The organism is Gilliamella sp. BG1, from assembly GCF_046635625.1.
Classification (GTDB): Bacteria; Pseudomonadota; Gammaproteobacteria; order Enterobacterales; family Orbaceae; genus Gilliamella; species Gilliamella bombi.
This window is the reverse complement of record NZ_JBIDFG010000027.1, coordinates 1-11786: the sequence shown is the minus strand read 5'-3', so window position 1 is coordinate 11786 and position 11786 is coordinate 1. Positions and strand designations below refer to the sequence as shown.

The window sequence follows — 11786 nt, the reverse complement described above, 5'->3', positions numbered from 1 at the left end:
ATCACTGGCATTTATGTTAATGTGGCTGCCAATGTATTGTTGAGTAATTTATGTACAGCAAAGATCAACAGTCCCTAGTATTCCTGCAAAAATACTGTTCTTAAATCCATTACTAAATCGATGTATTTCTTAGGGTGTTAAATGCTAATATGATTACTTATAACATGATAATATAACTATACTGCTTAATGTAACTAAATCTAGCTTTAATGCTTCTAAATGCCATTAATACAGTCCTTAATTATTGGTAATGACCGCAGTTTAAGTAACAATAACGATAAAAGTTTTTAAACGATTGCCATTATTGAACAGAATTGGCAAAATTTATATATGTATATGATCAATTATACAAATTATTGATTTAAGTTGGTTTTACACTTTGTCTATAAACCTTGGTATAATGTATTATTTATAACATAATTTTGAGAGTTATCTATGTTAAATCAGTTAAAAGCAATTATTCAGTATCTTCTTCCTAAACAGCTATTAACCGTTATTTTTGGTTGGTTGGCAAAAAAACAGTTAGGTAAAGTTACAACATGGATGATTATGCTTTTTTGTAAAGTGTATAAAGTGGATTTGAGCGAAGCAAAAATTAGTGATGTAAAAGAATTTAAAACCTTTAATGACTTTTTTGCTCGCGAATTAAATGAGGATGCACGGCCAATTGATACCACCGATAGTGCTGTTGTTATGCCTGCTGATGGTGTAATTAGTCAGTTTGGTACTATTCTTGATACACAGCTGTTACAAGCTAAAGGGCATTTTTATTCTTTAGAATCATTACTTGCCTGTCATCCTGATATGATCAACTTTTTTAGAAATGGTTTATATGCAACCACTTATTTATCTCCTAAAGATTATCACCGTTTTCATATGCCTTGTGATGGTATTTTGCGTGAGATGATTTATGTGCCTGGTTCGCTATTTTCAGTTAGCAAAGCTACAACCGAAAGTATACCTAATATTTTTGCTCGTAATGAACGTGTGATTTGTTTGTTTGAAACCGAATTAGGTCCAATGGCGCAAATTTTAGTTGGTGCAACTATTGTTGGTAGTATAGAAGTACAATGGGAAGGTATTGTTACCCCTCCACGAGAAGGAATAATGAAACGTTGGACTTATACCAACGGGATAAAATTAACTAAAGGACAAGATATAGGTTGCTTTAAGTTAGGTTCGACAGTAATTACACTGTTTGCCTCAAATTCGATTGAGTTTAATAACCACCTTAAAGTTGGTGATGTTACTCGCGTGGGTCAAAAATTAGCTGACAGGATATAGCTTTATGTGGATTCGTGGTGTTGTGTGCTTTGTTGTTGTGTTGTTTTCTTCACTGACTTTTGCCGAAGAAACCACACCAGTCATTAATGATGAAAATGATCTTTCGCTAGTTGTTCATCAGTTAAGTGATAAAAATGATGAACTCAGACAAAATATGGAGTTACAAAAAACACATCTAACTAGTATTGTTAATGAGCAAAACAATATCACGACACAAATTTCACATGTTCAAAATACACTGGCAACACTTGATGAACAAGGAGAATGGTTGAGTTTTTCGACCGCTTTGGGCGAAACCTTACGTCAACAGTTATTGCGTTTGCCAGAAAAACCCAAATCGCAAGCGCTTGATGCCGAAATCGCCGAGGCAAAAGCGCAACAACTTAATTATAGTAATATTTTAACATCTTTGGACAATTACCCAACTTTAACAAGTCCACTTAATAGCATCAAAGAAGCAACCCAATATCGTCGTTTAATTCGAGAACAGACCGAATTACTTAAGACTCTTATTTCGGGAACTGATACTACCATTCTAGAATTGACTAAACTAAAAATTGCCAATAAGCAATTAACCAATGCGATTGACGAAGTAAACGATGCTGCACACAGATATTTTTTCTGGGTAGCTGATGTGAATCCAATATCATTGAGTTATCCAATTGATTTAGCAAAAGATGTTGTGTATGTGATTTTTTCTGTCGATACCATTTCGCAACTTTATAAAGCTAGCATTGAAGTACTTAGTTCGCCAAAACCGTTATTTTTAATTATTTTGTCGTTGCTATTCGTGTTTGCACACTTTAAGATGCGCACGAAATATAATATTTTTCTCAATAAATCAGCTAGCCGTGTAGGAAAAGTTACACAAGATAGTTACTCTTTAACCTTAAAAGTAATTATATTTTCATTAATTATGGCATTACCTATCCCTATTTTGTGGGCAGTGTTTGGTTATGCTTTACAGATTAATTCAGATTATCCTGTCGCATTTGCCTTGGGTTATGGTGTGAATGCTGCTGCGCCAATTTTGTGGGTATTTATTATTTCAGCGCATTTTGCGTCAACTAATGGACTGTTTATTACCCATTTTGGTTGGTCTGGACTTAGCGTACGCTCAGCGATGAAATATTATCAACTTTCAGTTTGGCTGGTAATTCCACTAGTGATGATAGTAATGAGTTTTGATCAATATAATAATCATCAATTTGCAGCCACAATTGGTCGAACGTCGTTTATTTTGCTCTGCTTTGCTTTGGTGTTTATGACTAATTCTATCCATCGTGCTGGTGTTCCTCTTTATATTGATAAAAAAGGAGCTGGTGATAATTTATTAAGTCATATTTTGTGGTTTATTTTATTAAGTGCACCATGGCTAGCTATCATTGCAGCTTGTTTAGGTTATCTTTCGACAGCTCAAGTACTATTAGGACGTCTTGAGGCCTCTGTCATTATTTGGTTTGCTCTATTAGTTATTTATTTTATGATTCGCCGTTGGATGTGGATCCAAAAACGTCGTATAGAATTTGAACGAACCAAGCAACGTCGCTTAGAACGAATGCAACGAGCCAAATCACATGAAGATGATCTCAATTCACTTAACGAAAGTGTTGATGAACCTGTTATCGATTTAGATGTCATCAGTGCGCAATCCTTACATTTAGTCAGATCGATTATTATGATGATTGCGCTAATTAGTATGATTTTGCTATGGTCTGAATTGCATTCGGCCTTTGCCTTTATGAATAATATTAAACTTTGGGGAACCAGCGCCATTGTAAATGGAACTGAAATCGAACAATACATTACCCTTGGTGCAGTTTGTATTGCGATTTTAGTGATGACAATTACCGTTCAGTTGGTCAAAAATCTGCCCTCTTTGTTGGAGTTAGGCATTTTGCAACATTTAGATTTATCACCAGGAACAGGGTATGCTATTTCCACAGTTTCAAAATATATTACTTTGATGATAGGCTGTATGATTGCATTTTCGTTTATTGGTATCGACTGGTCTAAAATTCAATGGTTAATTGCCGCATTAGGTGTGGGGCTAGGTTTTGGTTTACAAGAGATCTTTGCTAATTTTATCTCTGGCTTAATCATTTTATTCGAAAAACCAGTACGTATTGGCGATACGGTGACAATTCGTGATTTGACAGGTAATATTACAAAAATTAATACCCGTGCAATTACCATTGTCGATTGGGATCGTAAAGAAATTGTGATGCCCAATAAAGCTTTCATTACCGAACAATTGGTGAACTGGTCGTTGTCTGATTCGATCACTCGAATTGTATTAACCATTCCCGCAACTATCGATGCTGATAGTGATTTGGTTATCAAACTTTTACAACAAGCATCAGATGAATGTGAATATGTGCTTAACGATCCTGAACCTCAAGTATTTTTGGTGGATATCCAAGAAGGTATTCAGTTGTTTGAACTACGTGTTTTTGCTGCCGAGATGGGACACCGAATGTTACTGCGAAGTGCTATACATAAATTGATACTTGAAGCTTATCGTAAACATCATTTAACGCTACCATTCCCACCATTGCAAACCAATTTAGAAGCATTGGGACGCAAGAGTGGGCGTCGTAGTTATACCATCGGCACGCTTTAACCAAAAAGAGTTTCTAACCAAGGCACACCAAATGCTCCTGGCGCAAGCAATACAAAAGCCCAAACTGGTGCTGAAGCAATGTTTGCTAGGTTAAATTTGGTGGTTGGCATATGCATTGTGCCAGCAATTAAAGGGACTATGGCTCGTAGTGGTCCAAAAAATCGACCTATAAATACCCCTAACGTTCCATAACGCTGAAAAAATTGCTCAGCACGATAAACTAATTTAGGGTGCTTATTAAGTGGCCATGAAGCAATAACTTGTTGATGATAGTGTTTACCCAACCAATAAGACAGTAAATCTCCAAAAACAGCACCTGCCGAAGCGGCAATTAATACGGGCACAAATGATATTGCTCCTCCACCGATTAAAGCCCCTGCCCCTAATAAAATAGCCGTTGCAGGCACTAGAAGCGAGATAATCGCTAATGATTCACCAAATGCCAATAAAAATATAATGGGTAATGCCCAAACTTGGTGGTGCTCAATAAACTGCATGATAGTCTGTGTAATTTCTTGTAATGACATAGAGTTAGCTTATGAATTATCAATTGCTTATGGTGAACTATTTTATCATAATATTGCTTATTAAGTGCTAAGCACGCCATCTATTGATAAAATATTACACTGCGTTAACATTTTAGAATTATTAATGGTTGATCTTGTGCTGATAGCAGTCTTAATTATAACCAAATTAGCAAGAGGCAATTAATGGCGATCGGTGTTAAATCAATTCCAGTACGTAAATTTAAAAACAGTAATTTGCAACATTTTCAACCTGATATGTTAGCTATCGAAAAGCCAGTTGCTTTAATTTATAACGGAATTTCACATGTAGTGATGATGGCAACACCAAAAGATTTGGATTATTTTGCCATTGGTTTTTCGTTAACGGAAAATATTATTCATTCGGTTAATGATATTTATGGCATTGATATTATTGATACTCCCAAAGGCATAGAAGTACAAATCGAACTTTCGTCACGACGCTTTAGCGAGCTGAAAGAAAAACGACGTAATTTAACTGGGCGAACAGGATGCGGCATTTGTGGTACTGAGCAGATAGAGCAAGTCTGCCAAGATATTCCTACTTTACCATTAATAAGTCAGATTGATTTAGCTGATTTTAGTGACAGCTTAAGCTATTTATCGCATGTTCAACAAGTCGGTAAACAAACTGGTTGCACGCACGCAGCTGTATGGCTAGATTTGAAAGGACAATTTATGGCAGGGTTTGAAGATATCGGCCGGCATGTCGCATTAGATAAACTACTTGGCTTTAGAGCTATGAAATTGTTAAATAACCCTGAGTATCAACACGGTGTGGTATTAGTATCAAGTCGTGCTAGCTATGAAATGGCACAAAAAACCGCCAATTGTGGCGTAGAATTTTTGTTAGCGGTTTCGGCAGCAACTTCAATGGCTGTCGATTTGGCTAAACAATGTCATTTAACTTTGTTAGGATTTTTTAGGGGCGATAAAGGTGTGATCTATTCTGGCGATGATCGTCTTATCTAAGAAAATCTTTTATATTATTCATTTTGGTGATTAAATTAATCTAAACTTAATATATTGAATAATAAAAATAAAAAATAAATTTTTCTAATTCATTCTAAGATATACCAATTCGCATCTTCCTTTATTAGACGAAGATCATCATAATATATGCCGAAAACAAAAATTATTTTGTTTTTTAATTATTTTATGGGATTTTACCCAATTAAACTAAGCAATAGGTTATCACTGTTTTATTATATTCACCTATTTTACTTTAGCTTAGCATTAATTTTTTTTGAAAGGATACTATCATGCATCAGACTTCAGATATTCAACAAGCCGTTAATTTTATTCAGAAACACACAAACAAAAAACCAACTATTGGGATTATTCTTGGTTCAGGTTTAGGACCTTTTGCCGACACTCTTGAAGATGCTGTTCATATTCCTTATGACACAATTCCACATTTCGCCAAATCAGCAGCCGTTGGCCACGCAAATGAATTAGTCATTGGCCAATGCGGAGACAAAACAGTTGTGGCAATGAAAGGGCGCTTTCACTATTACGAAGGTTTTTCGTTAGATCAAGTTACTTTCCCTGTTCGTGTGATGAAGATGCTTGGTGTTGAAAAATTAATTATCACTAATGCATGTGGTGCAGTCAATACGAGTTTTAAACCAGGCGATTTAATGTTGATCACCGATCACATTAATCTTACTGCCAACAATCCTCTTATTGGACCAAATAACCCTGATTTAGGTGTGCGCTTTTTAGATGTAAGTGAGGTTTATAATAAGCAATTGCGTTCAACAGTAATTGATGTAGCCAAAGAACTTAATCTTACCTTACAACAAGGTGTTTATGCTTGGTGGACAGGTCCAACTTATGAAACACCTGCCGAAATTAGAATGATTCGTGTTTTAGGTGCCGATGCAGTTGGCATGTCAACTGTACCCGAGGCAATTATCGCACACCATTCAGGCATTAAAACCATTGGAATTTCGTGTTTAACTAATATGGCTTGCGGAATTTTAGATCAACCATTAGGACACGAAGAAGTTATAGAGACAGCAGAACGCGTTAAATCAACTTTTTTACAACTAATAACAAAAACGATTGCACGCTTCTAACCAATACTTTTTATTGGTAATTTTCTATAAAAAGTTCACTTTATTTTAGGAATAAACAATGAACATAAAAAATAGATTAAAAATAATGATGTTTTTCCAATATTTCATTTGGGGAAGCTGGTTAGCCACTTTTGGTGCTTATCTATTTAATACTTTACACTTTTCTGGTGTTGAAGTATCGATGATTTTTAGTACCAAAGGTTTAGCGGCATTAATTACACCATTTATTATTGGTATTATTGCCGATAAATTTTTGCAGGCTAAATATCTATATATGCTTTGTCATTCTGTTTGTGCTATTGCGCTTTTTTATGCTGCATCAGTTAATAATTCAGCTATTTTATTTTGGGTAATGTTAGGCAATGCGTTAGCTTTTATGCCAACTATTGCATTATCTAATTCTATTAGCTACCACTGTTTGGCTCAACATAACTTAGATTCGGTAACCGTTTTCCCTAAAATACGAGTATTTGGTACAGTTGGTTTTATTATTGCAATGTGGACAATTAGTTTATGCAAATTCGAGTTGAGTAATGCTCAGCTTTATGTTGCCTGCGCAGCATCTGCTGTACTTGTTGTTTATAGTGCAACATTACCAAATATTACTGTATCTAAAAACCAAAAACAGTCTTGGGTTTCTTATTTAGGATTAGATGCTTTTGTATTATTCAAAAAACCCGTTATGGCTGTTTTTTTTCTTTTTGCTATGTTACTTGGTGCGATACTACAAATCACTAATACTTTTGGTGGCGCTTTCTTACATGATTTTGGTAAAGTCTCAGAATTTAAAGATAGCTTGATTGTGCAATACCCAGCTATTTTATTATCGGTTTCACAAATGGCTGAAGTCGCATTTATCTTAACCATCCCATTTTTTCTCAAAAAATTTGGCATCAAAAAAGTCATAATGATAAGCTTAATTGCTTGGACTTTACGATTTGGTTTATTTGCATTTGGTGATCCAACACCTTTTGGTTTTGTGCTATTAATGCTTTCAATGATCGTTTACGGCTGTGCATTTGACTTTTTTAATATTTCAGGCTCTATTTTCATTGAAAAAGAAGTCAGTTCAAATATTCGAGCCAGCGCTCAAGGACTATTTATGACCATGGTTAATGGTATTGGTGCTTATTTTGGCTCCATTTTAAGTGGTTATGTTGTTGACATGTGTACACATGATGGTCTTAAAGATTGGCAAACAATTTGGCTAATTTTTGCTACATATGCACTTGTGTTAGGTGTTGTTTTTTATTATTCATTTAATTATGACCATACTAAAAGTAAGTGTGCTACATAATCACTTATCTGTTGAGATTAATAGATTTTGAAATATTAATTATCATTGTAATTTGATTGATTTAACTTATTAAAAAGACATCTGGGGAATGAATTTAATAATCCTTCCCCTAATGTCTTTTATTGTGTTTTTTAGCCGAAATTATCGGCAATGTTATTTTTTGTTACGAGATTTAGATATGAAAGATAAATTTTTAGGCGGTTTACTGGTTTTATTAGGTGCATGTAGCTTTGGCGTACTATCTTCTATCGTTAAGACGGCTTATCAAGACGGGTATAAATTAGGTGAAGTCACTGGTATCCAATGTTTTTTGGGAATGTTAATGTTATGGATTATTCACTTTATTGTCAAAATAATACACTCCCCAAAAGTATCTACATCAACAAACACACGATTAACACCTCCAACAGAAAAGAATACAAAATTGACAAAAAAATGGAAGATCTGCGCTGTTGGTCTATTTCCTGGATTAGTCGGTATTTGTTATTACCAATGCGTACAACTAGTGCCTGCATCAATTGCAATTATTTTATTAATGCAATATTTGTGGATTAGCGTCTTTATTGATTTTATTTTTTTCAAAAACAAACCTAGTATTATTCAACTTTCAGCGATTATTGTAATTATCTTAGGTAGCTGCTTAGCAGCAGGTATTTTTAATCAAGATATTAGTTTAAATTTAGCTGGTTGTTTTTTTGGTTTTTTAGCAGCACTGATGTATTCACTCTTTATTAGTACTAGCAGCAATATTGGTAACGAATTACCTAAGCTTGAAAAAAGTGCGTGGATGATTACCGGCGCATGTATTATTACTTTTTTGATATTTCCACCTTTATTTTTCTTCAAACTTGATATTAGCGACAAACTTTATCAATTAGGATTTTTATTAGCATTACTAGGTACTGTATTGCCACCTTTTTTGTTTTCGGTAGGAATTCCAAAAATTGGAATTTCATTAAGTGCCATTTTGTCGGCAGCAGAACTGCCTGTAGCGGTCACTTGTTCATATTTTTATTTACGCGAATCGGTCCATTTTAATCAATGGATTGGAGTGGGTATTATTCTTTTGGCAATTGCTTTACCTAACTTAAAACATGTCAAAAAGAACAAACTTGAAAAATAGTTAGCTCATCTGACATTTTCGCCTTAAAATGTAGGAAAACACCAATTTGTTTATATTTCACAGTTAAAATAATTCTCTAAAAACTCATAAGGTGTTTTATTTAAAATCGCCTTATGTTGTTTAACTTTATTATTATAAAAGTGAGCAAATCACTTAAAATTTTGTTTGTATCTGTTGTATCACTAACTATTTGCTGATTATGCCGTATATCAATTAAAACTACTGCAATAAAAAGTATGTTAATCGCCGTATTTGTTTCAATTCCTGTAAACAGCGTAAGGAAATCCTACATATTAGGTTGATTATTTGTAATATCCAAAGGCATTGAAAACCCAACAATCATCACCATAATTATGTTCGTCTTATAATTTGACCAATATTGCTAGTTTTTTACTAAAAAATAAATCATTCCGTGCTCTGCACTATTTTAAATAGCTTTAATAGTTAAATATATTAAAAATTATTATGATATATTGATTAACTTCGTTATGTATTTGTCTATAAAATTAGACGTAAAATCTTTAACTAAAAGATAAAATTAGCGATATTATTGAACTTTCCAAAATTAAATCTGTCTTAAAAAAGTGATTATTTTTAAATAGGTAGTCATTCGCTTATTAAGTTTTTACTATTAAGTAATAATGTTTTACTGTATTGATAATATACCGTAATTAACCTTTAAATAAGGTTTATAAGTAAATAAGACTTTTCATTTTCTGATAGCAGTTGTTCTTAATAGTATTTTTTTATTTTAAGTACCTATGCTTTGAAACTTAATTTCATTAATTTAAATATTCATTATAACATAATGAATTATTTTGATTTTGTTGTTTGTTTTTATATTTAAGTATTATGTCAACCAAAAACTTTTTTACATAAAATTAACAGCCTATTTTCTTTATTAAGGTCTTGTTATCTTTTTATTTTAATTAAAAGGAAGTTACAAAAATGAAGATATTAAAAAAACCTTTATTTACCTTAGTGCATAGTAATAGCGCAATACCTGAACACAGAACGCTAGCTTATTTAGATCCCACATTAAATTATTATACCGATCATATCGACGAAATTATTGCTTTGCGTGTTAAAGAACTTAAATTGCATCATCCTGAATATAGAGAATGCCCCAATTGTGACAGAACCAATAACAAAAAGGGATTTTCTTTTGTTTTTCATGAAATATTTGAGTCAGAGCATCATAAAAAACAAATTGGCATGCTAAAAGACGAAATAGCTATTACAAAAGAATCGAATAAAATAAAGGAATTACTTGATTCCCGTATAAAAGAAATTGCTAATGTTTATCCTGAGTTACAATTTAACTTTAATGACATGCAGGTTTTACCAGCTAAAGTCAAAGAGTATCTTTTTGCACCGCCGTTAATATTAACTGAAGATCATGCAATTATGCTTTGGGATGATTAAATAAAGCTGTTAACAAAAAATCAATTGCCGTGATGTGCTATTGTAAAATTAAGCTGTTATGCTTACTATTATCAACGTAAACTATTAAATGATCCAATAATTACTCTAATATTTAGCAAGATAGCCGAAAAACGGTTCAGCTTTAGAGATAGGTGAATTTTATAATTAAAATAGGGTATTAGCTTTAGGACTTTTTGATTTTTGCGGAATAATTAATATTGCAGATAACATCTAAAACACAAACACACCCAACAACCTAGTTTAGCGTACTAACTTTACTTCGTTATCGGCATATTTTGATGCTGTGATAAGGCAGGCTGATTAACATTGTGGTGCTATAAGCGTGTTTTTGCTCTAAAAACGTTCAGGTAGACTATTGATTTTATTGAAGTTTTTATTTGCATTTTTAAATAAAATCAAACACTTATAGGCTAGTTATTTTTTTATTACGTTGAATTTGGCTTTTTAATAAAAGCGCTTTTGTTATTTGATAATAGTTATTTAATAATAACTTGTTAATAACAGCCAGTTAATAACAAAAGCGCAAGCTTTTAAGTCGTATCGGTCGGGCGCTATTAAAACGTTAGGCTCGCTGACTTTACCTGCTAAAAGCCCTAACTTGTGGCCAGGGCTTTATTCTTGTCTATATTGTCCTCTCAGACACCATAACCACCTTTCTCGCAAATATTACTAAGGGGTGGTGCAAACCGCATAATAGCTCCAGGAAACACTGTTGTTGTCGACGTAGCCGTCGAGCGAGGAGACATTGAACTGGTTGTTACCCCTTGCGTCACTTGTCCAGTAATATTTTTTGGTGTTGATGAAGCCCGCATCAGCGTAGCCGTACATTGCTCCCCACTCCGTGAAAAACCCAGCTCCTATATGACGCTGGTAAGCATTATTACTTGATGACGGCGTGCTGCCTAATGCGCCTTGACACCAACTTCCTGAACCCCAACCAGAACAAACTGCATTGGTTAAATCCCTTACCCGCGGCATGCGATAACCCAAACTATTACACCATGCTAACTGCTCGCTATAAGTTTTAAATTGATCACCTCGATTGACAAACCACTGCCTCAACTTAAATCCATATCTTACCTCATTACCATTATTATCCCTTCCCACCAATTCAAAAGTCTGTGGCAAAGATGGGACGGTAATTCGGTTTGGATTAGAATTGCTCCACCAGCTCCTTGCCTCTGGACCATTCAACGTTACTCGTGTTACATTCTTAGACTTATCAGTAATCCACTCATCAGCTGGTATAGTATTCCCTTCTGGGTCCGTGAATGTCCCTGAAAGTGGCCTTGTCCATCTCAACGTTGCAATTATATCACCACTTGTATATACAGACCAACTCAACTGACTTGCATCTACTCCAACTATGACTAAATCAAAATACAAC

General features: G+C 34.0%; 8 protein-coding genes and 1 pseudogene. 7 read left to right on the top strand and 2 right to left on the bottom strand.

Features of this window, described 5'->3' with window-relative positions:
• Window positions 1-435: 435 nt before the first annotated feature.
• Both asd and mscM read left to right on the top strand, forming a co-directional pair.
• Window positions 436-1281, top strand: a pseudogene (gene asd, locus ACGH80_RS11190) (archaetidylserine decarboxylase); the annotation flags it as partial.
• Between the two features lie 7 nt (window positions 1282-1288).
• Window positions 1289-3907: a miniconductance mechanosensitive channel MscM gene (gene mscM / locus ACGH80_RS11185; RefSeq protein ID WP_065589329.1), complete on the top strand. Its 2619-nt coding sequence runs from the start codon at window positions 1289-1291 to the stop codon at window positions 3905-3907.
• On the opposite strand, the gene ACGH80_RS11180 is transcribed toward mscM, so the two are convergent.
• The gene (locus ACGH80_RS11180) at window positions 3904-4434 is read right to left on the bottom strand and encodes a DedA family protein (protein WP_065589330.1); all 531 of its coding nucleotides are present in this window, start codon (window positions 4432-4434) and stop codon (window positions 3904-3906) included. The two genes, mscM and ACGH80_RS11180, sit on opposite strands and share 4 nt — an antisense overlap.
• Window positions 4435-4617: 183 nt before the next feature.
• On the opposite strand from ACGH80_RS11180, the gene fdhD reads away from it, so the two are divergent.
• The 5 genes from fdhD (at window position 4618) to ACGH80_RS11155 (ending at window position 10378) form a co-directional block, all read left to right on the top strand.
• Window positions 4618-5424, top strand: a complete 807-nt coding sequence (gene fdhD / locus ACGH80_RS11175; protein WP_174799136.1) for a formate dehydrogenase accessory sulfurtransferase FdhD — start codon at window positions 4618-4620, stop codon at window positions 5422-5424.
• 290 nt (window positions 5425-5714) lie between these two features.
• A complete protein-coding gene (locus ACGH80_RS11170) occupies window positions 5715-6533 on the top strand; it encodes a purine-nucleoside phosphorylase (RefSeq protein WP_174799134.1) in 819 nt (272 codons plus the stop codon).
• Window positions 6534-6591: 58 nt separating this feature from the next.
• Complete coding sequence (locus ACGH80_RS11165) at window positions 6592-7830, top strand: nucleoside permease (protein WP_085163828.1); 1239 nt, start codon at window positions 6592-6594, stop codon at window positions 7828-7830.
• Between the two features lie 178 nt (window positions 7831-8008).
• Window positions 8009-8953, top strand: a complete 945-nt coding sequence (locus ACGH80_RS11160; protein ID WP_411631166.1) for an EamA family transporter — start codon at window positions 8009-8011, stop codon at window positions 8951-8953.
• A gap of 948 nt (window positions 8954-9901) precedes the next feature.
• Complete coding sequence (locus ACGH80_RS11155) at window positions 9902-10378, top strand: hypothetical protein (RefSeq protein ID WP_065589334.1); 477 nt, start codon at window positions 9902-9904, stop codon at window positions 10376-10378.
• Between the two features lie 690 nt (window positions 10379-11068).
• Here ACGH80_RS11155 and ACGH80_RS11150 read toward each other — a convergent pair.
• The coding region (locus ACGH80_RS11150; RefSeq protein ID WP_411631164.1) for a hypothetical protein at window positions 11069-11786 on the bottom strand (718 nt) is incomplete at its 5' end.